Consider the following 22872-nt stretch of genomic DNA (forward strand, 5'->3'; position numbering starts at 1 on the left):
CCCATCGCAGCTTCCACCCCCAGCATCCCCACCGCCCCAACAACTTTCGGTCCACAACAGTTCACCGACAGTTTCACCAAGGGCATGGACATGGGGATGCCGTTGTCCACCGGCACAGAAGCGCTCACCCAGAACGTGATGGACACGGCGTTCCACCCGACACCCACCCCGCCACCGGACTTCGCATCCTCCGCGAGCAGTTACTCGCCGCCGACCGCCCCCTCGTCGGGCCACGCCATCTTCGACGCGCCCACACCCAGCGTCGAGACCGCGCAGTCCGCCGAGTCTCCAGCGATGTACGCCGCCCCGGTCGCCCCAGTCGCACCCGCCGCCCCGATCCCACCGGCGGGCCCCATCGCAGGCCCAGCCGTACCGAGCGCAGCACTCCCGGCCTACGGTGCCGATCTCCGACCGCCCGTCGCCGCCGCACCGGCCCCACCCCCTCCACTGGCCGCCGCCCCGGCCTCAGCGCCGGTCAATCCGTCGGCAGGCGCAAGCGCCCTCAACCAGCAGGCCGTCGTACGCCAACAGCCCGCGCCCGCCCAGACACCGCCGGTCGCACCGACGGGTCTCACCGAAACCGCCGTCGCGACGTCCGCAGGTGCCGTCGCCGGCGCCACCTCCGCGGAAGCCGCCAAGCGAACCAGACTGCAGAATCTGCTCGAAGCCGTCGCCCGCCAGGAACCGAACCTGCGCTGGGCCGTTGGCGAACGCGAGGACGGCACGACGGTCCTGGTCACCGATCTCGCCAGTGGGTGGATTCCTCCACACGTCGAAATCCCCACGGGAACAACAGTTCTGCCACCAGCACGCCGACCGGCAGGCCTGGAGGCACTGCTCACCGACACCGCGGTCGTCGAGAGCTGGAGCCCAGGCCAGTTCCTTCCGGACGCCAAAGACGTGGATCAGATGCCGATGTCGATCCGGTCCCGCGACCTTCCCCAGGTGGACGACCTCAACTGGGAGCTGACACAGGCCGCCAACTGGCGCGACGGCCTGCCGAGGCTGGCCCACACTCTCGCCAAGGCAGGAGTCGCCGGCACCGGCATCCTCGACACCGAGGCCGAACTCCTGCGTGAACACCTCCACGCCCAGGCGCAGAGGGTGCTTGTGGCCTACCCCGACACCGATCAGCACCAGATCGGCAACTGGCAGCTGCTGGCCGCGATCGACGCTCTGATCGCGGGCCGAAAGACCACCGTGAACTACCACTTCGCCTGGTTCCAGGCATTGCAGGGGGGACGATGACCGGCGAGATCGAATACGACGGCCACAGCTACTCCGTGGCGGACCTCGTACCGCCCCCACCCGGGATCACTCCCGACATGATGGGCCCGGCCACGGTCTGGGTGGAGCAGATCCTGGCCGCACTGATCGCCGCCGCCAACGGTGACGACCCCAAAGACATCGCCGACCTGCAGAAGGGGTACGCCGAACGCCAAGCGCTGACCAAGGATGCCCTGACGAAGTTCCCCGAGAATGAGGCGAAGTCGCAGGCGCAGTTGCAGGAGGTCAGCAAGATGGCCGAACAGATTCCGCAGATGGCCAGCGGTATCGCCGGTGGACTCGCGGGGGCGGTGGGCGGGGCCCTGAAGCCACTCACCGAGATGCCCCAGCAACTCGCGCAGTCCATCCAGGGCTTCCTGCAGCAGGGCATGGGTGATCTCGGTGAGTCGGCAGCAGAGATCGGACCGGAGGCATTCGATGCCGCCGCCTGGGACGAGATGGGCGGCGGCGCAGAAGGTTTGGAGGAGGCTGGCGGGTCCGGCGGCGGAGGCGGCGTGGGCGGCACGACACCGATGTCGATGCTCGGCCCGGCAGCGCCTCCCGGGGCGTCGACGACGCCGACGTCGGCACGGGCCGGCGCGATCCCGTCCGCCCCGGCGGCACCTGCGGCACCCACGGCCCCAGTCGGAGGCATGGGCGGTTACCCGATGATGCCGCCGGGCGCGATGCAGGGCGGCGGCGCCGGAGACAAGGACGACAAGACCGCCACCAAAAAGGTCTCCGTCCCATCGGTCAAGAACGGCACACCGGTCACCGGCCGGGTCTCCGCGCCACCGACCGCTCCAACGGTCTCCAAGCAGGTGGAAGGCAAGACCGTCGCCACCCGTCGCATCGTGATTCCGAGCGACAAGAACTCCGGCAAAGCCGCCGACGAACCCACTTCCTGAATCGAACAGCTAGCCTGGGTTGGATGAATCTGCCCTGGCAACGCAATCGCGGAATCCGACAGATCACCCAAGGCCTGGGAACCCTCGATCGTGAGGTGTTCGAGGCCATCGCCGACTCGCCCACACCACTTCTCGACACGGTCATGCCGCCGCTCACCCGCGCCGCCGACCACTCCAAGCTGTGGTTCGCGATCGCGGCGATCCTGCTCGCTTCGGGCAACCCGGGCGCCCGACGCGGCGCGGCGCGCGGCGTCGTGACCCTCGCGGTCACCAGCCTGGTGACGAATCAGGTGGCCAAGCGCCTGTGGAAGCGTCCGCGGCCGAGCCGGACCTCGGTGCCCCTGCCCCGGCAGATCAAGCGGTTCCCAACGTCGAACTCGCTGCCGTCGGGGCATTCGGCCAGCGCCGCGGCCTTCGCCGTCGCCGTCGGGCTCGAGAGCCCGGGAGTGGGACTGTCGCTGGCTCTGCTCGCCGGACTCGTGGGCCTGTCGCGGGTCGCGACAGGTGCGCACTATCCCGGCGACGTGGTGGCCGGCTTCGGCATCGGCGCCGGCATCGCCGTCCTCGGTGGCAGGCTGGTGCCGCCCGTCGTCGAGAGGACGCTGCCCCGCACCGAACCCCTGGTCGTCGACACTCCGCGCCGGCCCGACGGTGCCGGCGTGGTTCTGGTGGTCAACCCCGCCTCGGGCAGCGGAACGGGTGCCCGCGTGCTCGACGAGGTGCGCGAGGCACTGCCGAAGGCCGAGATCGTCGAACTCGGCGAAGACGACGATCCCGAACAGGTGCTGCGCGACGCCGCCACCCGGGCCGAGGTTCTCGCGATCGCTGGAGGGGACGGCACGGTGTCCACGGCCGCAGCGGTGGCGGTCGACGCCAAACTGCCGTTGGCGGTGTTCCCCGCGGGAACGTTCAACCACTTCGCCAAGGACATCGGGTGCGCGACGGTGGCCGACACCGTCGGCGCCATCCGCGACGGCAGCGTGGCGTGCGTCGACCTCGTGTGCCTCAACCAATCCCGCATGGTCGTCAACACCGCGAGCATCGGGGCATACCCGTTCTTCGTGCAGACTCGCGAGAAGCTCGAACACCGCCTGGGCAAGCCCGTCGCCGGCATCTACGCGATGCTGCACACGCTGCGCAATGACGAACCGGTCACCATCACCTATGACAACAAGACCCTGCAGACGTCGCTGTTCTTCCTCGGCAATTCGGTGTATCTGCCAGCCGGGTTCGCACCGGCGCGGCGCACCAGGATGGACGACGGACTGATCGATGTCCGGATCCTCGAGACCGGTCGTCGGCTCGCCCGCGTGAGGATCCTTGCGGCGTTGGCGTTCGGCCGCCTGGAGCGCAGCCCGCTCTACCATGAGATGCAGGTGCCCGAGTTCAGCTTCACCAGCGCCGACGGCCCCATCCCGGTGGCCCGAGACGGCGAGGTGGGCGACGCTTACGCCGAGGCCACGTTCACGTCGATGTATCGAGTGCTGCCGGTTTTTCGGCCTCTACCCTGAGCACGGGCAGGCACACCAGGTAGTAGAGATAGCCCAGGGCCCATCCGGCCAGCACATCGGACGGGTGATGAACGTTGAGCACGACCCGTGCCACACCGATGACCACCACGAGCACCACGCCCAGGACGATGAGCGGTGTGCGCCACTGCGCGGCGACTCGGGGCAGGAGCACAGTCAGCAGCGCCAGAACGCAGACCATCACACCCAGGGCGTGCCCGGACGGAAAGGACGTCGATGTCGCGTGGACCAGTGCCGTTGCCGGCCGGGGACGGTCCACCGCCTCCTTGACCCCTTGAGTCAGCAGCGCGCTGAGTTCGACCGTGAGCAGCAGGAACACAGCTGTGCGGGCTTCGCGACGAACCGCGAACCAGACGATCAAGCCCAGTGTGATCAGCCGAAACACCATCGGGCTGCCGATCAGGCTGATCCAATCCCAGGCCCGTACCCAGGCAGGATGCTCGAGGCCGAAGTTGCTGAACGGCTGCAGCAGCGCCATGTCGAAGTCGTGCAGCCAGGCCCAGTTCACCAGGTAACCGACCAACATGACCACGAAGATCAACGCCGACGCCACTGCTGCCACTGCCGTCCGTTGGGTCACTCCCCACTCGTACCACACCACGCGCGCTGCCCTTTCCAGTGCGGCGCCCTAGGATGCACTTCGGTCTCTGGGAAGGATGACGATGGCGTCGGCGAAGTGCGTGGGATATCTCGGCGGGGCCGCAGTGGCGGCTGGAGTTGGTGTCGCGATGGCCGTGGGTGGCCAGGCGACGGCACACGCCGAGACCGACACGGGCGCCGACACCCCGACGCGCACCGCCAAGGTCGAGAAGCTGCAGCGCGTGTCCCCGACCGCCAACATCGAGTCGAGGCTCGACAGACGCAGAGCCGACATCGAATCGCGGCGGGTCGACGTCGAGAAGAGGGTTGCCGACGTCCAGAAGAAGTTCGCCGAGGCGAAGCTCCCCAAGGTCGACAGGGAACTTCCGAAGTTCGATCCGGCCGATGCCGTCGAGAACCTCAAGAAGCAGTTCTCCACCGCGACGGCGCCGAAGCTCCCCGCGACGGCGTCGGATTCAGTCCTGGCGGACAAGGCCGCCAGGGCCGCGAAGGCGTTGGCGCCGCTGAGTGCCGTCCAGACGACGGCGGCCGCCTCGGACACCGCGGCTGCCCCCGACACCGATGCTCCGTTCACCAACCCGTTCCGGGCCGACGACCCCGATCCCACACCCGCAGGCATGTTCGGACCGGCGTTGTCGGTGCGCAACGTGGTTCTCGGTGTCTCGCCCGACGTGTTCGATCCGTTCGTGCGTGAGGGCTTTGAGGCCGGATACCGGGTGAGTCAGATGATTCCGTGGGTGAATCTGCCTGTGCCGCTTCTTCAGATCGCGGGCGGGACGATCGGAGGCGATCAGCGCGCCACACAGGTGGCGATCAACCAACTGCTCCTGACGCTGCCGCCGATCGGGATTCTCTACTACGGCTATGACCAGATTGCCGATCTGCTCAATGTCGAAATGGGTGCGGCCCGGTTCAAGGAGAACTTCTACACCACCGCGTGGGACACGATCGATTTCCTCAATCTGCTGCACAACAAGGGCGAGTCCGGACTGCCCCGCTGAGTGGTTGTCCCGCCCCCTGAACTGCGAAAACATCGGGGGCGTCCTCGGGGAACCGGGGACCTTGCCACGCTGCGCTCCGGGAGAACCTCAGAGCACCCGCGCCACCACGAACACCCGCCGGAACGGGAAGAACGTCCTGCCATCCGGGCGCACGGGATAGGCCTGCGCGAGCAGCGGGGTGATCGCCCGCCGGTAGTCCTGCCAGCGCTGTTCCGACAACCGCGCCTTCACCTCGGTCAACGCGGTCCCGGTGATCCAATCCAGCACCGGCGTCTCCCCCGCCAGCTCGTGGATATACGTGCTCTCCCACGCATCGACCGCACATCCCGCGTCGGTGAGGAGCTCGGCGTACCGCAGCGGCGTGTCCACCACGTCGCCATCACGAAACGTGATGTCGGCCAAGTCATCTGCGAACTCGGGTGATCGAGCCACCGCCCGGACCGCCCGGTGTGACGGATTGTCGAAGTTCCCCGGCACCTGCATCGCGATCCACGCCCCGGGGGCCAGCAGAGACACCCATCGCACAAGAACATCACGATGCGACGGCACCCACTGCAGCGCCGCGTTCGACACCACGACGTCGGTGTCGGGTGCCGGGGCCCAGTCGGTGATGTCGCCCACGACGGCGTCCAGACCCCTCTCGCGCGCGGCTGCGACCATCTCCGGCGCGGAGTCGACGGCTTCGAGCACCGCGTTCGGCCACCGTTGGCCCAGCGTGACGGTCAGATTGCCCGGCCCGCAGCCCAGATCCGCGACGCGCCGCGGTGCGGTGGCGCCGATACGCGACGTCAGGTCGAAGAACGCTCTCCCCCGGTGGTCCGCGAAGGCCAGGTAGGCGTCGGGGTTCCACATGGTGACATCCTCTATGACGATGGACGACTTCGAATCGGTACGCCGCATCTGGCAGGACCTGGGCCTGCCGGGGATCGTCGACGTGCACACCCACTTCATGCCGAAGAACGTGATGGACAAGGTCTGGCAGTACTTCGACTCGGCCGGCCCTCTGACGGGCCGCCAGTGGCCCATCCGCTACCGCGCCGCCGAAGAGGACCGCGTGCACACCCTGCGCCGGTTCGGCGTGCACGCCTTCACCTCCCTGATCTACGCGCACAAACCGCAGATGGCCGAATGGCTCAACAGTTGGGCCGCGCAGTTCGCGACCCTGACACCGGACTGCGTTCACACCGCGACGTTCTACCCGGAACCGGATGCGCGTGACTACGTCCAGGCCGCGATCGTCTCGGGTGCTCGGGTGTTCAAGGCGCACGTCCAGGTCGGCGCCTACGATCCCAACGATCCCCTGCTCGACGGGGTGTGGGGCACACTGACCGATCACGACCGTCCGGTCGTCATCCACTGCGGCTCAGGGCCGGCGCCCGGAGCTTTCACCGGCCCCGACCGCATCCGCACACTGCTGCGGCGCCATCCGCGACTGAAGCTGGTGATCGCACACATGGGGATGCCGGAGTACGCCGAATTCCTCGACATCTGTGACGACTATCCGCAGGTCTGCCTGGACACGACCATGGCGTTCACGCGTTTCGCCGAAGAGATGAGTCCGTTTCCCACCGATCACCTGCACCGCCTCCGCGATCTCGGCGATCGAATTCTGTTCGGCAGCGACTTCCCGAACATCCCCTACAGCTACGCCGAGGCGATGCAGGCCATCGTGGATCTCGAGGTGGCCGACGACAACTGGCTTGCGAATGTCTTCTACGGCAACGGAGCCAGGCTGTTCGGCCTCACCTGAGGAGGCGCAGGGCTACCATCGGGATCGTGGGCTCCAGTGTTGAAGCTGAACCGGTCGATCCGCCTATCCCCGTTCCCGACGTACCAGGCGCCGACGCCGGGGAACGCGGGCTGCCCGACCGCTCGGAATTGACTCTTGCGCAACGTCTCGTCGTCGACGCCTCGGCCGTGGCCGACCTGGGACTTCGCACCGGTGTCGCATCCCTGGTGGGTGGCGCCATGCTTCCGCCTGTCGTTGCGGGCGTGCTGCGCGGATCCAACCTCCGTCAGGAGCGCGAGCACCTTCGGTTCTATGCCGACCTCGCCGCGGAACACGATGCGGCGAAATCGTTCCCGAGGCCCGTCGCGGAACCACGCGTATCGGTGAAACCGGCCAATGCGGTGGCCCGGTGGGTGGCGCACGGCAACGTCGAACACGTGCAGTTCCAGAGCAGCTACGAGGCCCTCAATCCGGGTATGCGCAACCTGTGGCGCGGGCTGAACCGAAACAACGTCGTGCACGCCCAACACTGGCGCCACGACGACGGCCCACATCCCACGCTGTGCGTCATCCACGGCTTCCTCGGATCGCCGTACCTGGTCAACGGCCTGTTCTTCTCGCTGCCGTGGTTCTACCGCACGGGATTCGACGTGCTCCTCTACACGCTGCCGTTCCACGGCCGACGCGCCGAACGCTACTCACCGTTCAGCGGCTACGGTTTCTTCTCCAACGGCATGGCGGGCATGGCCGAGGCCATGGCCCAGGCCGTGCACGACTTCCGTTCGATCCTGGACTACCTCGAGTCCACGGGCGTCGAGAAGATCGCGCTCACCGGGATGTCGCTGGGCGGCTACACCTCGTCGTTGATCGCCAGCGCCGATGACCGCCTGCAGGCCGTCATCCCGAATGTGCCTGTGGTCAACCCGGAGTCGGCGTTCGACGACTGGTGGCCGGCCAACAAGCTGGTGGAGTTCGGCCGCTACGCCAGCGGGATCACCCGCGAGGAGGCGTTCGCGTCCTCGGCCTTCCACTCACCGCTGACATACACACCGAAGGTCCCCAAGGACCGGCGACTGATCATCACCGGCCTCGGTGACCGCCTCGCTCCCCCGGAGCAGGCCGAAGCCCTGTGGGAACACTGGGACCGCTGCCAACTGCACTGGTTCCCGGGCAACCACATCCTGCATGTGAGCCAACCGGAGTACCTGCGGCGGATGACGAAGTTCCTTGCTCCGCTGATGTTCTGAAAAGCAGCCGCTAAGCTTTGACCGCCTTGCGACCAGCGGGCCAACGCACGGACGCCAGAACGTCGACCGCACCGGCCGAACCGGGGGACGGCGCCACGACGTCGACAGCGTCGGGCGCGATCGCGTACAGCGAGGCGCGCTGACGCCCACCCAGCGCGACCAGGCCGGGCATCGGAACCGACTTCCCGGGGAGCTCGCCGGTGCGGATGGCGCATGCGGCCGACACCCGGCCGCCGGGCGTGACGACGAGCGTGGTCCACACCTCCTTCGCCGACGACGGCGGCAGATCCGCCAGGGCGGCCAGCGTGTCCGACAGCGAATCATCCACCGGCAGGCTGTAAGCCGCGATGCAGCCCTGCGTGCCGTCCTGGATGGCGCGCCACTTCTCCTTGGCCTCGGGGCCGAGCAGATCCGGCACGTCGGCCTCGGTGGTGCTGACCTGCCAGCCGAGTTCACGAAGATGGTCGGCGAGACGGCGCAGCGTGGTCTCGGCGGTCTCGCGCAGCGGGATCCTGGCCGACCGGGCCTGCAGGGCGGGCAGGTTGGCGGCCGCCGACATGGTCAACCCCACCCACGTGGTGCGGCCGACGGCGTTGTCCCGGCTGGTGATTCGGGCCGCGTCGCATCGCAGACCGTAGCGGTCGAGGTAACTCGCGATCACCGGCAGGGGCAGTTCACCGTCGCTGTCCGGCAGCACCCGCAGGACCGCCGTGGTGCGTGCGTCGGCATTGCCCTGAGCCACCAGGTGATGCGCTCCCCCGCCGCTGCGGGCCCCGAGCAGCGCCATCCGGCGTCGCACGATCGTGGTGAAATGCTGTCCGCGCCACCACCCGAACAGGATGATCGAGAGCACGACGGCAATCCCGAGCAGCCACCTGCCGGTCACCGTCTGCCATGGATAGGCCATGGCCGCGGGCACGATGGCCAGCAGTGCCAGGGTGAGTCGACCGGGTCCCGGCCAGACGATCCTCACTGCGAACGTTCCTTTCGTCGATGTGCCGCATAGGCCGTCGCGGCCACGGCCACCGCCAGGGCGGCCGTGCCGGCGAACGCGATGTTGCGCGGCGTGTGGTTCTCGGGCGGCGCCTCCACGGGCGCCGCGATCTGGGTGCTGACGGCGGGGTTCGGATCACCAGGCGCCAACTCCCACGTCAGGGCCGCGACGGGGTCGAGGGTCCCCGCCCCCACCACGTTGGAGGGCTCGCGAGCACCGTTGTGCGCGGTCGCTGTCAGACGCTGGATCACCTGCGCCGCAGGAAGTTCGGGGAACCGGCTGCGGACCAGGGCCGCAACGCCGGACACGTAGGCCGCCGCGAAGCTGGTGCCGTCGACAGTCCGCATGGGACCCCGGTCGGTGGGCACCCCGTTGACCAGGCCACCGTCCCCGTTGCCGATGGAGACGATGTTCTCGCCGGGAGCGGAGATTCCGACCCACGGACCGGTCATCGTGAACTTCGACGGCTGGCCTGTCGGGGTCAGGGAACCGACCGAGAGCACATACGGCTGCCACCACGACGGCGCGGACACGACACCGACACCCGCCCAGTTCCGGGTGTCCTCGGGGTCCGTGGCGCGGTTGATCGGATTGGACTGGCACGTCTGGCCACCGGAGATCCAGTTGGGGCCGGTGTCGTTTCCGGCCGCGGCCACGATCACAGCGTCCTTGTCGACGGCGGCGTAGCGCAGCGCGGCACCGAGGGCCGCCTGATCGACCGGGTTGTTCACCGGCAGGCATGTGACCGAGGAGATGTTGATGATGCGTGCGCCACGGTCTGCGGCGTGCACCACCGCACGGGCCATCGCGGCGATGTCGGCCGACGCCCGCTCGATGGCGGGGTCCCCACCCTGGGTGCGCAGCGAGAACCGCGCCGAGGTCTGACGGATGGACAACAGGCGCGCTTCCGGTGCGACACCGGAGAATTCGTCATCGCCGGGCTGTCCGGCGATGACCCCGGCCACCAGGGTGCCGTGCCCGTCGCAGTCGGTGAGCCCGTCGGTGTTGCCGAGGAAGTCACCGCCCGCCTCGACGTTGGGCAGCCGCGGTCCGGGCTTGACCCCGGTGTCGATCACAGCCACGGTCTGGCCGGCTCCGCGCGAGAACGCCCAGGCGTCAGCGAGATTGAGCATCCGCTGGCTCGGGGACCCCGCCGCCGGATCGGTGCCGGGAAGCACACCCGTCGTGACGCACTCGCCCTGCTGCTGCATCCCCGGTGTGGGGCCGGGGTTCCCGGAGGGCGGCGCCACGTCGGGATCGACGGAGGGCGGGGTGATCGCCCACGCGCTCGGGCTCATCAGCAGGACCGCCGCAGACGCCGCCGCCGTGGCCCTGAGCCCGAGCCGAAGCACTCGGATCATCGATTGAGAACCCAGCTGAACAGTCCGACCAGGAAGGCCATCACCGGAATGAGCGAGGCGTCGATACCCGCGCCGAGGAACCCGACCAGGCGCCGCAGTGGCAGCGAATAGGTCTCCGGCGAGGCTAGTTTCGGGTTCGCCGCGACAAACACCCACACCAGCGCCGCGAGGGCCAGCACGACAAACGTCCACAGGGCCGGCCAGTAGTGGCCCTGGACGGCGAACAGCACGAGCAGGCAGACACCGGCCAGGTACGGCTGGGCCAACAGCCACGCCTTGCACGCCGCGCTGTCCCAGACTCGGGCCCGCAGCACGGCCGCGACGGCGGTGGCGATCACGACGTACCAGGCCGCGGGGCGGATTGCCGTGGCGTCGCCGATGACGGCAAGCGACCCCAGGACCGACAGCACGACGGCACCTGCGATGAATCCGGTCTGATGCGCGTCGCTGATGCGGACGCGGCGCGGCAGGTCCTCGAGGACCTTGATCGAGGGCGCCGTCGGCGCCGGGTCGCCGGGCGCGGGGATCACCGGAAGCGGCAGGCGCGCCCACACCGCGGACAGCTGAGCGGCCTGGACGGTGACCAGAAGGGCCAGCACGAGCAGGCCGCAACCGAGGGCGAGAAGGGGCAGGTCCCAGATCGCGGAGGCGGCGCCGGCGAGAAGCACACCGAACCCGATGACGGTGGTCGCGGTGAAGAAGGACAGCGCGCGCTCCGACAGGATCAGGCTGATCAGCGACCAGGCGGTCACCCCCGCGGCCGCGAGAATGACCTGGGCGGCGCCGAATTCACCGGGCACCGCCAGTGCGAAGGCAGCGCCGACCGGGATCAGCGCGACAGCCGCCAATTCGGCCGCGGGCTGCGCCGAGCGCGCGCGCAGCAGAAGTGCGGCCACCACCGCAAGCGCGGCCAGTGCCGCCACGGCGTAGAGGCCCACCGCGTGACCGGTGGCCAACCGATGGGCGACGGCCAGCCCGGTGCCGGCCAGCAGCACCGCGACAACCGCCGCGCGGGCCGCCTTCTCGATGTGTTGGGCGCCCCACGGCCGAGTCCTGGACTCGGAGAAGATCACTGCGGCGTCCGCGATGTCCTCGACGATCCCCGGTGCGGCGGGACCGGCGGGAACAGGCTGCAGCGCAAGCAGATCACCGTCGACGACCCCGACAGTGTCGAGGGTGGCATCGAGAGAGAACGTCGCCCCGCCGATCGGGGCCAGGCTGAGCCGACGCGGGACCCCGGTGTCCTCCTGCTCCTCGTCGTGCTCGGGCAGCAGCCTGAACACCGCGGGCATGATCTCGCGCAGCGGCACCTGGGCAGGCAGCGCCACTTCGGTGATGCGGCTGTCGGCCAGGATCGCGACGCGCACGATCGGCAGGACCGGAGTGGCAACAGTCGCCCCGGAGATGTCTGTCATCTGTTCGTTCTCTCTCAGCTTGGTGTCGGTCAGCTTTTCAGCGTGGTGAAGTCTCTGGCGAGGTTCGCCGACGGGAACCATTGGCCGTCAGGCAGTGTCGCGGTCAAGTTCTGAAGTGCAAGTGCAATCGCGAACGGTGTCCCAGGTGTGAACGTGGAGACCCATTCGCCGTCGTAGGCGCGGGTGGGACTGACCAGCACCCGGCCTTCGGTGGTGTCGAAGATCGCGACACCGACCTCGGAGGTGTTCTGTGTGGCGTCCCGGCGCTGACCCGCGACGATCTCGACGTAGCTTCGGGCCCCCGCGAAGACCGCCTGGACCACAGCATGCGCGGATTCAGGGATGCCGAGGTACTCCATCACCGAGGACAGTTCGGCGCCCCGGCGCAACTGCTCGTCGGCGCGGGCACCCACTCGGGCCGGCATCGCGAACTCGTCGAACGAGGCGGGCCGCCGATTCGACAGACCCACCGTGACCACGGGCACCAGACCGTGCGGATCCGCGATGTCGACGGCGGTGAACGTCACGAGATGGGCGTTGCGCAGCGCCACCACGATCCGCCCGTCCCGGCACGCCACGATCCCCCGCAGCAGATCGGTGGCCTCGGATCCCCGTCCGACGAAACGCAGTTCGAGCCAGCGCTGTGGGTGGCAGACCACCCGGATCCACTGCTCGACGGCCGGGTCGATCCCGCCGTCGGTCATCACACCCAGTCGGGTGAGGTGTTCGGTCTGGCGGGCGACGAACGCCGCCCGCTCAGAGCCGTCGCGGTACGGCGGGGTGATCGCCAGCACCCAGGGGAAGGTGCCGGCGCCCACCGTGTCCGCGATGAACCAGGCCGCCTCGACGGTCAGTTCGACCGCATTAGGCGCCACTGGTCACTCCGATGAGGACTGTCAGCCCCACTTAGCACCTTCGGCGGCGTCGCGCGCCTGCATCGACATCGTGTTGGTCTCGTGCGTCGTGGCCATCGCCCGGTACGCGCGCACCAACTCCTCCATCGCCGTGTTCCACTGCGCCTGCCAGGCCTGGTAGGTCATACCGGTGTCGCCCAGCCAGGCGTTCTGCAGGGCGGCCTGCTCGGTGGCGATGTCGGCGCCGAGCGCCTGCAGCGTGCCCGCGTAGGCGCCCATGTCGCCGGCGTGGCCGAGCATCGCCGGGTAGTTGTACATGATCTGGGACATCAGAAACCTCCGTAGGTGCTGGCGGCGGCGGCATCCTCGGCGACGTAGGTCGCACCGGCCTCGCCCAGGTTGGCCTGCGCGACGTCGAGCAGCGTGTTCACCTTGGCGGCGACCTCGACGAAGCGCGCGTGGGCGGCCTGGAACGCGGCCGAGGACTCGCCCATGTGGAAGCCCTGCGCGGACATCGCGGCCTGCTCGGCCTGTGCGATGGTGCTGCGCATAAGCGCGGTCTTCGCGCCGAACGCCGACTCCGAGGCGATGATCTGGGGGATGTGAGCGTCGAGAAGACTCATGCTCGTTGGTCTCCAATCAGTCTGATCAACAAAACGGTTCTGTGACTACGGACGTTCAGGCGGTGCCCCCTCTCCCCAGCTGTTGGGCAGCATGGGCGTGGTGGGGCCGTTCCCGAAGGAGTCGTCGTCGAGGGTGGTCAACCCGGTGGCCTCGCCCGCCGTCTCCTTGGTCTCGGTGCCCGTGAAACCTCCGGCGGCGCCCAGCCGGCCCGCGCCCGCGGTCGACGCCGACGTCGTCGGCTGCGGGGCGGGCTCGGGCGGGGTCGACCGTCCGTCGTCCATGGTCATGTATTCGTCGCGGTGCCCGCGGTCCTTGACCCCGGCACCACGGCGCCGCCGGGCACGGGACTTCTCGCGGGTCGAGGCCAGTGCTGCCGCGGCCGCGGCGGCAGCCATGTCCGAAGCCGGCGCCTTGGCGCCGGTGCGGTCGGTCAGTGTCGGCCAGAAGCCCTCGCCCGGGTCGTCACCGCGGACGGCGTAGCCGATCATCTCGGCGCCTGCGGCAGGTGCGGGGGTCGCCGTCGCGCCGCCGGACATCGGCGCGGGCGGCGCACCGGCCCCGCCTGTCGCGGGCGCGGTCGGCCCCGGCACGTTGGCCAGCGGCCACTGCTGCTCGGTGCGAACCGGCGCGGCCGGCTCGGCTGGCGGCTCCTCGAGCAGCACCGGAGTCCGCGTGAGGTGTTCGGCCAATGCCACGATGGCCGGGATGCCCAGCCCGAGCACCACCGGCAGCAGCAGCGGAGAGAGCAGCAGCGTCGGGTAGACGGTCAAGGCGCCGATCCACGAGATCACCTGCCATCCCAGCGCGAAAAGCAATGGGCCCCAGGCTGTCAGCGCTGCCGTCGGGTTGGTGGCGAAATCGGTGATCATCTGCTGGAGGATGCCCAGCGGATCTTCGAAGAACCTGACGAGTTCTTCCCCACCGGGAAGGCTCTCCAGGTAGGACCGCAACCAGTCCGGCAGGCTGCTCTCGGAACTCTCCAGCGCCGTGCCCGATTCCGTCGCCTGGGCCTGCGCGCCCATCTGCGTCAGGTCGGCCATCATGGTGCCGACCTCGCCGACTCCCGGGGTCAGCACGAACGGCGCGGGCGTGGTCCTCGGCGCGCTCGCCAGGGCGACCGTGCTGATCGCCTGGTACGTGCTCATCGTGGTGGCGGCCTGGATCCACATCCGAACGTAGTCGGCCTCGTTGAGCGCGATCGGAATGGTGTTGATGCCGAAGAAGTTCGTCGCGATCAGGACGCCGTGGATGGCGTGGTTGGCCGCGAGTTCGGCCAGCGTCGGCATGGTCGCCAGCGCCGTGGTGTAGGCCGCCGCGGCCGTGGTGTGCTCGGCGGCCACGCCGGCGCTGTTCACCGCGGCCTGGTTGAGCCACGCCAGATAGGGGGCGTGGGCGGCGACGTACTGCTCCGCGCTGGGCCCTTCCCAGGATCCGGCCTGCACCGAGCCGAGCAGAGCCGAGAGTTCAGCCGCCGCTGCCGAATACTCGGCGCTCAGGCTGCTCCACGCACCCGCGGCGGCCAACAGCGCTCCGGGACCGGGACCGCTGGACAGCAGCGCCGAGTGCACCTCGGGAGGCGACGCGAACCAGACGGGCGCGGTCATCTAGACCCCGCGGGCGATCAGGTAGGTGGAGGCGGCCTGCAGGTCGCCGGTGGCATAACTGGTGCCGGACTCGCCGACCCCGACGCCCGAGCGGCCCAACTCCTCGACTCCCTGCGCCGCGACGGCGGAGTGCTCAAGGCCCTGCGCACTGAATCCGGCGGCGGTCTGCAACGAAACCGGGTCGGCCGCAGGCGGAGTTACCGCACTGATGAGTGGAGCGGCCGCGGCGTGCGCGGCGGCGAGCCGGGCCGTCAACGACTCCACCGCGGCACTGGTGGCCACCAGACCTTCGGGAATCACACGGAGCGTCATGGGTTACTCCCTTCCTTCGTTGTTGGTGCTGGAGTTGTTGGTGCTGGAGTGGGTGGTGCTCATGCCGATCAACGGATTGACGAGCTGGACATGGGTCGGGGTGTCGGTGTCGTCGAGCAGCACCGCGCGGCCCGCGGGCAGCCGAGAGAACCGATGACCGCGAATCTTGCCGCCATCCTGCGGATTCCCCGACAGCATCAGCGTTGTCGCCTGCAGTTCATTCATCCTTCGCAACAACGGGTTGGTCATCAGGGCGTGTCCGGAACCGGTCGCACGGGCTGTGACGATCACCCGCAGACCCAAATCCGCCGCCTGCGAGAGCAGGCCGATCAGAGGAGTCCACGGCCGCTGACCCACATACGGTCCGGACATCGCCGGGGCGTCGGGGATCTGGTCGACGTCGTCGATGATCAGGTAGTGCGTGTGGCCGCCCGACGAGTCAGACCGGTAGTCCCACTTGGCCAGCTCGGCCGGCGCCAGGCCGGCAGGAGGACGGCGCCCCTCGATGATGGCCGCGAGACCGAGCATCGCCGGGGTGATTCGGTCGATGTTGGCCGTGTACTCGTTGTCCGGGAACAGGGGTTCCTCGACCAGATGCAGACGACGGTCCAGCACGGTGAAGGCCACCTCGTCGGACGTCGAGTTCTCGCGCACCGTGCGGATGATGTGGCGCAGCAGCGTCGTCTTGCCGGACTTGGTGTCGCCGAGGGCCATCAGCAGCGGATGTGCGGCGAAGTCGACCGACACGGCCGCGAGATCCTCTTCGCGCTGACCGATGACGACCTGCTCTGGTCCCACCCACAGCGGAGCGACGGCGGCCGGGTCCAGATCGGTCGGCAGCAGGCGCACGGCCGGCGCCGCGACTCCCTGATGCCGCGCGTTGATCTCGTCGATGCGCCCCAACTCCGGTGCCGCGAACAGGAAGTGCTCGGCGGCCATCGTCAGGCCGCGACCGGGCTGGTCGTACGGCACGCTCTCGGCCGGCCGACGCACCGATCCGGCCACCCGGACGTTGCTGTCCCGTGGATCGGGCAGTCGCATTTCCAGACGCATCCCCAGGCCGTCGCGCATGGCCAGCGGGACCTCGAGCCAGTTGGGCGTGGTGACGACGACGTGGATCCCATACGCCAGGCCGTTGTTGGCCAGTTCGGTCACCTTGTTCAGCAGCGGGTTCCGCGTGTTGAACTGGTCGGTGTTGTCCCGGCCGAACGCGTAGAGGTTGTCGATCACCAGGAACACCCGCGGGTGGATCTCCCCCGGGCCAGCCTGGCGGCGGCGCGCCAGAAGCTGCTCGAGCTCACCGAATGTGCGGCGGATGAGTTCGGGCTCCAGCGGCGAGGCGACACTGCCGACGTGCGCCAGCGACTCGAGCGGCCGCAGCTGTCCGCCGCCGTAGTCCAGGCAGTAGAACACGACGTCGCGCGGTGAGTGGGTCGACGCGGCCGACAGGATGAACGTCTGCAGGGCGGTCGACTTGCCCGACTTCGCGCCACCGTGGACAAGCAGGTTGCCCGCCGCCGACGTGGCGTCGAAAAGCAGCGGATCACGGCGCATTTCGAAGGGCCGGTCGATCTCGCCGAGTGGCCACACCCCGCGGCCCTCGGGGACAGCGGCGTCGGCCAGCACGCTGGACAGCGCAACCGGCTCATCGAGCGGAGCGAGCCACAGGCGAGGCGCTCGCGGGCCGTAGCCGGCCAGTTGGTCACCGATCGTGGCGATCAGCTTCTTCGGCGGCCCGATGGGGACGTCGGTCTCGTCGAACGGCACCACGACGATGTCCTGGTCGGCGTCGACCTCGGCTGCGGTGAACAGCTGCGGGCGAGGATCAGCCGGCACCACAACGGATCTGGGGCGCCGCGGCGGATCGTAGATGCCGTCGACGTAGGTGCTGCGGAACTTGATCGGATCCGCGCCGGGAGCGGGGACCAGGAAGCCGACGCCCTTGTGCTCTCGGCCCGACTCGATGTGATACGCGTCCTCGACCCCGATGATCTGGCGAGACACCGACGGACTGGCGACCTTCAGGCCGATCCGATACGACGTGTTCTTGTCGATGTCCTTGATCTTGCCGATGTCCAGCGTCTGCGACGCGAACAGGATGTGGATCCGGAACGAGCGACCCTTGCGGGCGACGTAGTCGAACAGTTCGGCGTACTCGGGATGGTCGGCGAGCATGAGTGTGAACTCGTCGGCGACCACGAACAGCGTCGGCATCGGAGGCAGGTCGTGCCCGGCCGCGATCGCGGCCTCGTACTCGGTGACCGAGTTGAACGCACTGCCCTGGATCCGGCGACCGGCATCGCGCAACTGGGTCTCACGGCGCGCGACCTCACCGCGCAGGGTGTCGGCGAAGCGGTCGGCCAACGACTTCTTCTCCGCCATGTTGGAGATCACGGCGACGACCTGAGGGAAGTTGCGGAAGATGTCCGCCCCGGCCTCGCCCTTGAAGTCGGCGTAGATCACGATCAGCCGGTCAGCCGAGTGAGTGGTCAACAGCGACAACAGGATCGACATCAGGGTCTGGGACTTGCCGGAACCGGTCATACCGATCATCAGGCCGTGCGGTCCCATGCCGCCCTCGGCCTCATCCTTGAGGTCGAAGTACAGCGGCTCGCCGGTCGCGGTGACGCCGATCGGCACCCTCAACTCCTCGTCCCGGCTGCGCGGGGCCCACAGTGTCGGGACGTCCAACTGCGTGGCGTCGGCGATGTCGAGCAGCGTCGTGAACGTCGCGCCGCTGGTGCCGGCCGAGCGCAGCCCGGCGTGTGTGGGATTGGAATCCCACCGCGACAGCTGCCGCGCCAGATGCGCGGTCTCGTCGGAGGCCAAGGCGTCGGCCCGGTCGACGGCGCGCTGCCAGCCGTTGGCGCCCCAGCGTTCGATTCGTCCGTCGCCGATCGTGAAGATGGGCTTCTCGGGATCGGGGTACTGCTCCCGGTGCGGTGGCACGTCGGAGAGGTGTACGACCGTGACGCCGGCCCAGGCCGCCGAGAGCACCGACGCGGACAGGTCGCAGTCGGGATCGTCGACGATGATCAGAAGGTGCCGCAGTCCCAGCGCGCTGGCGTCGGATCCGTCGAACACCGGCCGCTCGGCCAGCATGGGACCGATCTTGGCGATGAGCTCGTCGGCGCTGGGCGCCAGGAAGCGGGCCGGACCGACGCCGTCGATCACGCCCGGAACATCAACGTGCGGAAGCCATTTCAGCCAGGACCAGTCCGGCGAGTCCAGCTTCGGACTGGCCAGTGCCACACCGAGGACGCCGGGGTCGTGCCAGGTCACCGCCTGAGCGATCCACGCCCGCACCGCCGCGTGAACTTCGGCGGTGTCACCGAGCACCGTCAGCCGCGAGATCTTGGTCAGGTTGATGCCGGTGGGCGCCTGGCGCACGGTGCGCTGCGTCTCCAGCAGCGAGCGCAGCGCGCTGTAGGAGACCGGCTCGAGGTCGACCTCGTCGACCGTGTCCTTGACGCGCAGCGCCGTGTCCAGCGGAACGTCGTGCAGGCCCGTGCGGATCACCAGGAAGTCGGAGTCGTGGGGGTCGCGCTCCCACTGCCGCCGCGAGCCCGAACTGCTCAGCACCGCAGGAAGATCCACCGGGTCGGGGTGTGACCACAGCAGTGCGGCACGCTGGTCGGCGGCCTGCTGGCGCACGTTGTCGCGGACGACCGACAGGTAACGCAGGTAGTCCGCGCGCTCGGCGTCGACCTCCTCGGTGCGCATCTTGTTGTCGGTGCCGCGGTAGAGCGCGGTGGCGGCCAACAGGAGCACGAAGGGGAAGAACAGAATCTGCGGTGAGATCATCCGCATCCCCGTGGCGACCATCGCCACGACCATGCCCACGATCAGGATGACGATCAGATAGGGCAACGCGCGACGCAGCAGCGACGGCGGAATCACCCGGGGCAGCTCGGGCGGCGCCTCGATCGTGATGGTCCCCTTGCGGAGCGCAGGCTGCGGCAGTCGCCGGCGTGCCTCGAAAATCAACCTGCTCATCGGGTCTCCGTCCCAGCGTTGCTGGTGTAGGCGGTCAGCGCGTCCGCTTTGGACAGCGCGGGGCCGGGCGCGAACAGCGACAGCACTGACCACGGAATGTCGGCGGGTGGCGGGGTCAGGCCCAGCGCCGCAACGGTCTTCGCGAGTTCCTCGGCGTTGTCGGCTTCGATGCCGTACCGCACGCCGGTGTCGGCGATCCAGAACAGCGAACCGGCGATCGGCGACTCCGGTTCCTGCCCCACGGTCTGGGTCAGGTATCCGGTGCCGACGGGCAGCGCGACTCGGGCCGCTGTGGCCGCACCGCCGGCCAACAGGTCCAGCGGACGGACACCGTCGGCGATGGGCAGCGCGGCACCCGACAGCAGGGTCAACGAACTGGTGCTGGCGTCTGCGGCCTTGGTCCAGCGCACGCAGCTGATCGGTGCCGCCGCGGGATCGACGAGCGTCAGCTGCTGCGCCGGGTAGCTCGCGGTGTCGAGCAGGCGGGACTCAGGCAGCTTCGCGATCTCATCGGGGTCCAGCCGCGGCGGCTGGTCGAGGCCGTGCGAATTGGTGTTGCGCAGCAGAGCGGCCAGGACCGGTGAGACGGGCTGCAGCCCGTCGGGCAGCACGGCGTAGTGCAGCACTGAGCCGTCGGTGCCGTATGCGATCACGACCGCACCAACGGGTGCGGGCACGGGCAGCGGGAATCCCGCAGGCCCACCGGCCTGGGGAATCACCGGTGCCCGCAACGGCTGGCCTTCCGGGATCGCATTGAACAGGCCCGCCGAGATCGGCCGTGGCGCAGGGAGGTTCGCGCTCAGGCCGAGCGCGGATGTGACGGCACGGTCGGTCAGGTCGATGGGGCTTCGGCGGCCCTCCCACAGCAGCCATGCACCGCCGCCGGAGGACACCAGGATGGCGTGGTCGGCGGCCAGTGTCGCGGCCCGTTCGCTGCCCTCGGCGGGCGCACCGGCGATGACGGTCACCCCGGGGTCGGTGGAGCCGACGCCGTCGCACACCGTCCAGTCGCCGTCGCGGGAGGCGTTCTGCACCATGCGTTCGGGTGCCCCGGCGATGCCGATCATCGCCCCGCGCGGCAGTTCGTCGAGCTGTGCGCTGCGGACCGCGGTCGGTTTGTCGGCCGCACCGGCGATCAGGCGTGCCGAGGTGAGGTTGAGAACGGGATGAACCTTCCCGTTCACCTGGACGTAGAGGGCCGAGCTGTCGCGGTCGGCCAGGATCACGCTGCTGCCCACCGTGCCGCCGGGGCGAATCCAGGAGAAGATCAGGCAGCCAAGCAGTCCCGTGACCACGATCAGGGCACCGAGGATCACCCCCCGAGTCTGGGTGCGCAGTGGGTCGACCAGCATGCGGGTGTCATGCAGCGCCACCCCGGACGCCAGCCTGCGCATCACGAAGCGCCAGCCCGTCACCTGATGTCGGGTGACGAAGCCGCGCCGATAGGTGACCGCGTCGAGGTTGGTGTTCTCCGGGGTGCGCGAGGCGAAGGACCGCCGTTCGGAGTCCTCGGCGCTGCCGTCACGCCGCTTGTCGTCGCTCATGCGGGCACCGACAGTCCCAGGCCGCGAAGCAGCGGCGCCACAGCCTTGCCCACATCACCGGCGGTGATCGTCATCAGCTCCTCGTCAGAGAACGAATTTGTACCCGCGGCCTCGGAGTGGTCGAGGCGGAACTCGCGCTCCTCCTCCGACCGCTCGACCACGTTGCGGACGAATCGGCCGTTGCCGGCGATGTCCAGGCTGCGGCGGTCCACACCGTTGGCGTCGGGCATCATCGCCGAGGCCAGGTGGGTGAACAGCTTCTCAAGGTCAGCCCGGGCCGCATCCTCGAACACGCTGTCGCGCTGCTGTGCCATGGAATTGGCGATCTCGACCAGTTCCGAGGGCGTGTACGACGGGAAGTCGATGCTGCGCGTGAAACGGGAGCGCAGGCCCTCGTTGGTGTCCAGGAACCGGTCGAGGTCAGCGCGGTAACCCGCGATGATCACCACGAGGCGGTCGCGATCGTTCTCCATGCGCGCCAGCAGTGTGTCGATCGCGACGAGACCGAAGTCATTCTTGGCGCCCGTGGCGACCAGGGCGTAGGCCTCATCGAGGAACAGCACACCGTCGAGTGCGCTGTCGATGATCGCGTTGGTCTTGGCCTCGGTCTCGCCGATGTGCTGTCCGATCAGGTCGGCACGGTGCACCTCGCGGACGTTCTCCTTCTTCAACAGCCCCAGGCCGCAGTAGATCTTGGCGACCACGCGCGCGATCGTGGTCTTACCGGTTCCGGGCGGGCCCGCGAACACCAGGTGATGCGAACGCTGCGCGACGGCCAGGCCCCGTTCCTGACGCAGCAGGGCCATCGCGACCGAAGACTTGAGCCGCGACACCTGATCCTTGACCTCATCGAGACCGATGAACTCACCCAACTGCTGCTCGGCCTCGGCCAGCAGCGTGGCCTTGCGCTCATGTGCGCCCGGGTCGATGAAGTCGGCGTCGCTGGGCTCGGTCTCGGGGTCCCAGGGATCTGTGCGGGCCTCGATCCGGGCGGCCGACGTCGTGACGATCCCGAAGGACGGATCCGACAGGGCCTCGGCGACCTGCTCGTTCTCGGGATTGGCCGCATACAGATCCTGCAGGACCTCGGACGCGGTCTCCTCGTCACCGTGCGCGCGCAACGCCAGCGCCTTGGCCAGCGAGCCGTCGACGACCGCGACCGCGATCGGACCGTTGGGGTCCTCGAGGTAAGACAGCGCGGGCGCGAACATGCCCAACCGGGCCAGCGCGGTGCCCAGGGCGATCTTCACGGCGTGCGCGAAGACCGCGTCGAGGTCCTTGTCGTTGACGATCGGGGTGAGCAGCTTGACGACGTCCGACCAGCGCTGCGCGCGATAGTGGATCGCGGCGGCGACCCAGCGCGCGTCGTGCCAGCCGGCGCGCCGGGACCGGATCTCCGAGACGATCGCGTCGGCGTCGGCCGGGCGGCCGGCGGCGGCCAACGCCGCGGCATGGGCCAGCCGGAAGTCGTCGGGTCCGGTCGCGCGCAACTGCAGGTACAGGCCGGTGTCATAGATGAAGCCCAGCGCCGCGGACTCCAGTTCGATACGGCGCTGCAGCAGGCCCGCGGTGGGCAGTGTGTCCGCTATCGCCTGGAGGACCGGCACCGAGGTGTCGCCCGCGGCGGCGAGGCCGGTCCATGCATCGCACTGCTGATGCGCGACCCGGGTCAACGCGGCAAAGCCGGACCGGGCCGCGGCGAGGTCCGCGGGCCGTCTGCGGTCATAGACCGTCAGGCCGAGCGCTTTGCAGCACGTCGCGAAGCGGCTGACCACGTCATCGTCAACCCGAGCGGCGGCCAGCGCCGTGAGCACATCAGTGCCGTTGTCTGCGGTACCCATAGTCATTCCTGCGGGCGCAGCAAGGCCGCTCCCACCCCGTCTCCTCG

Annotated in this window: 19 protein-coding genes; 6 read left to right on the forward strand and 13 right to left on the reverse strand. The window is 68.9% G+C overall.

Translation table 11 applies throughout. The features are described from left to right. From A5727_RS27900 to A5727_RS17570, 3 genes are all read left to right on the forward strand, one after another. On the forward strand, positions 1-1248 hold a 1248-nt coding region (locus tag A5727_RS27900), incomplete at its 5' end, for a DUF5631 domain-containing protein (protein ID WP_197507691.1). Further along, positions 1245-2174 carry a hypothetical protein gene (locus tag A5727_RS17565; protein ID WP_068252281.1) on the forward strand — a complete coding sequence of 310 codons (930 nt, stop codon included), beginning with the start codon at positions 1245-1247 and terminating at the stop codon, positions 2172-2174. The genes A5727_RS27900 and A5727_RS17565, both read left to right, overlap by 4 nt. A gap of 23 nt (positions 2175-2197) precedes the next feature. Then, positions 2198-3685, forward strand: a complete 1488-nt coding sequence (locus A5727_RS17570) for a bifunctional phosphatase PAP2/diacylglycerol kinase family protein (protein WP_068252284.1) — start codon at positions 2198-2200, stop codon at positions 3683-3685. Here A5727_RS17570 and A5727_RS17575 read toward each other — a convergent pair. Next, a complete protein-coding gene (locus A5727_RS17575) occupies positions 3639-4229 on the reverse strand; it encodes a phosphatase PAP2 family protein (protein WP_157521439.1) in 591 nt (196 codons plus the stop codon). The genes A5727_RS17570 and A5727_RS17575 overlap by 47 nt on opposite strands. 136 nt (positions 4230-4365) lie before the next feature. Between A5727_RS17575 and A5727_RS17580 the strand changes: the two genes are divergently transcribed. Continuing rightward, complete coding sequence (locus tag A5727_RS17580; protein WP_157521435.1) at positions 4366-5304, forward strand: hypothetical protein; 939 nt, start codon at positions 4366-4368, stop codon at positions 5302-5304. Positions 5305-5391: 87 nt separating this feature from the next. On the opposite strand, the gene A5727_RS17585 is transcribed toward A5727_RS17580, so the two are convergent. Further along, positions 5392-6156 (reverse strand): trans-aconitate 2-methyltransferase, encoded by a 765-nt coding sequence (locus tag A5727_RS17585; protein WP_068252290.1) that lies wholly within the window; start codon positions 6154-6156, stop codon positions 5392-5394. Between the two features lie 19 nt (positions 6157-6175). Here A5727_RS17585 and A5727_RS17590 point away from each other — a divergent pair, with 19 nt between their 5' ends. Both A5727_RS17590 and A5727_RS17595 read left to right on the forward strand, forming a co-directional pair. Beyond that, positions 6176-7054, forward strand: coding sequence for an amidohydrolase family protein (locus A5727_RS17590; protein ID WP_082949872.1), 879 nt, complete (start codon positions 6176-6178; stop codon positions 7052-7054). A 26-nt stretch (positions 7055-7080) separates the two neighbouring features. Continuing rightward, a complete protein-coding gene (locus A5727_RS17595; protein ID WP_068252296.1) occupies positions 7081-8280 on the forward strand; it encodes an alpha/beta hydrolase family protein in 1200 nt (399 codons plus the stop codon). A gap of 10 nt (positions 8281-8290) precedes the next feature. Here A5727_RS17595 and eccE read toward each other — a convergent pair whose 3' ends face one another. The 11 genes from eccE to eccA are packed head-to-tail and all read right to left on the reverse strand — an operon-like array spanning position 8291 to position 22825. After that, entirely contained in the window at positions 8291-9253 is a 963-nt protein-coding gene (gene eccE / locus A5727_RS17600) for a type VII secretion protein EccE (protein WP_068252300.1), read from the reverse strand. Continuing rightward, a complete protein-coding gene (mycP, locus tag A5727_RS17605; protein ID WP_068252305.1) occupies positions 9250-10635 on the reverse strand; it encodes a type VII secretion-associated serine protease mycosin in 1386 nt (461 codons plus the stop codon). The genes eccE and mycP overlap by 4 nt, the downstream gene beginning before the upstream one ends. Continuing rightward, entirely contained in the window at positions 10632-12050 is a 1419-nt protein-coding gene (gene eccD / locus A5727_RS17610) for a type VII secretion integral membrane protein EccD (protein WP_068252308.1), read from the reverse strand. Before eccD ends, mycP begins: the two co-directional genes overlap by 4 nt. 29 nt (positions 12051-12079) lie before the next feature. Next, a complete protein-coding gene (locus tag A5727_RS17615) occupies positions 12080-12925 on the reverse strand; it encodes an ESX secretion-associated protein EspG (RefSeq protein ID WP_068252311.1) in 846 nt (281 codons plus the stop codon). Positions 12926-12946: 21 nt separating this feature from the next. Further along, positions 12947-13234 carry a WXG100 family type VII secretion target gene (locus A5727_RS17620; RefSeq protein WP_068252313.1) on the reverse strand — a complete coding sequence of 96 codons (288 nt, stop codon included), beginning with the start codon at positions 13232-13234 and terminating at the stop codon, positions 12947-12949. Then, positions 13234-13527 (reverse strand): type VII secretion protein EsxS, encoded by a 294-nt coding sequence (locus A5727_RS17625; RefSeq protein ID WP_068252316.1) that lies wholly within the window; start codon positions 13525-13527, stop codon positions 13234-13236. The genes A5727_RS17620 and A5727_RS17625 overlap by 1 nt, the downstream gene beginning before the upstream one ends. 45 nt (positions 13528-13572) lie before the next feature. After that, on the reverse strand, positions 13573-15132 hold the full coding sequence (locus A5727_RS17630) for a PPE family protein (protein WP_068252320.1): 1560 nt from the start codon (positions 15130-15132) through the stop codon (positions 13573-13575). After that, positions 15133-15444 (reverse strand): PE family protein, encoded by a 312-nt coding sequence (locus A5727_RS17635; RefSeq protein WP_068252324.1) that lies wholly within the window; start codon positions 15442-15444, stop codon positions 15133-15135. Positions 15445-15447: 3 nt separating this feature from the next. Beyond that, on the reverse strand, positions 15448-19440 hold the full coding sequence (eccCa, locus tag A5727_RS17640) for a type VII secretion protein EccCa (protein ID WP_068252327.1): 3993 nt from the start codon (positions 19438-19440) through the stop codon (positions 15448-15450). Beyond that, positions 19437-20984: a type VII secretion protein EccB gene (gene eccB, locus A5727_RS17645; RefSeq protein ID WP_068252332.1), complete on the reverse strand. Its 1548-nt coding sequence runs from the start codon at positions 20982-20984 to the stop codon at positions 19437-19439. Before eccB ends, eccCa begins: the two co-directional genes overlap by 4 nt. Further along, positions 20981-22825, reverse strand: a complete 1845-nt coding sequence (gene eccA, locus A5727_RS17650) for a type VII secretion AAA-ATPase EccA (RefSeq protein WP_082949870.1) — start codon at positions 22823-22825, stop codon at positions 20981-20983. The genes eccB and eccA overlap by 4 nt, the downstream gene beginning before the upstream one ends. Positions 22826-22872 lie beyond the last annotated feature (47 nt).

The sequence above is a fragment of the Mycobacterium sp. ACS4331 genome (genome assembly GCF_001667265.1).
Classification (GTDB): domain Bacteria; phylum Actinomycetota; class Actinomycetes; order Mycobacteriales; family Mycobacteriaceae; genus Mycobacterium.

What these genes read in the sequence shown, in the direction of transcription:
- A5727_RS17620 (WP_068252313.1), bottom strand. Translation starts at nt 13,234, where the DNA reads ATGTCCCAGATCATGTACAACTACCCGGCGATGCTCGGCCACGCCGGC.
- eccB (WP_068252332.1), bottom strand. Translation starts at nt 20,984, where the DNA reads ATGAGCGACGACAAGCGGCGTGACGGCAGCGCCGAGGACTCCGAACGG.
- A5727_RS17565 (WP_068252281.1), top strand. Translation starts at nt 1,245, where the DNA reads ATGACCGGCGAGATCGAATACGACGGCCACAGCTACTCCGTGGCGGAC.
- eccA (WP_082949870.1), bottom strand. Translation starts at nt 22,825, where the DNA reads ATGGGTACCGCAGACAACGGCACTGATGTGCTCACGGCGCTGGCCGCC.
- eccCa (WP_068252327.1), bottom strand. Translation starts at nt 19,440, where the DNA reads ATGAGCAGGTTGATTTTCGAGGCACGCCGGCGACTGCCGCAGCCTGCG.
- A5727_RS17570 (WP_068252284.1), top strand. Translation starts at nt 2,198, where the DNA reads ATGAATCTGCCCTGGCAACGCAATCGCGGAATCCGACAGATCACCCAA.
- A5727_RS17590 (WP_082949872.1), top strand. Translation starts at nt 6,176, where the DNA reads ATGGACGACTTCGAATCGGTACGCCGCATCTGGCAGGACCTGGGCCTG.
- A5727_RS17630 (WP_068252320.1), bottom strand. Translation starts at nt 15,132, where the DNA reads ATGACCGCGCCCGTCTGGTTCGCGTCGCCTCCCGAGGTGCACTCGGCG.
- A5727_RS17585 (WP_068252290.1), bottom strand. Translation starts at nt 6,156, where the DNA reads ATGTGGAACCCCGACGCCTACCTGGCCTTCGCGGACCACCGGGGGAGA.
- A5727_RS17580 (WP_157521435.1), top strand. Translation starts at nt 4,366, where the DNA reads ATGGCGTCGGCGAAGTGCGTGGGATATCTCGGCGGGGCCGCAGTGGCG.
- A5727_RS17575 (WP_157521439.1), bottom strand. Translation starts at nt 4,229, where the DNA reads ATGTTGGTCGGTTACCTGGTGAACTGGGCCTGGCTGCACGACTTCGAC.
- eccD (WP_068252308.1), bottom strand. Translation starts at nt 12,050, where the DNA reads ATGACAGACATCTCCGGGGCGACTGTTGCCACTCCGGTCCTGCCGATC.
- mycP (WP_068252305.1), bottom strand. Translation starts at nt 10,635, where the DNA reads ATGATCCGAGTGCTTCGGCTCGGGCTCAGGGCCACGGCGGCGGCGTCT.
- A5727_RS17635 (WP_068252324.1), bottom strand. Translation starts at nt 15,444, where the DNA reads ATGACGCTCCGTGTGATTCCCGAAGGTCTGGTGGCCACCAGTGCCGCG.
- A5727_RS17625 (WP_068252316.1), bottom strand. Translation starts at nt 13,527, where the DNA reads ATGAGTCTTCTCGACGCTCACATCCCCCAGATCATCGCCTCGGAGTCG.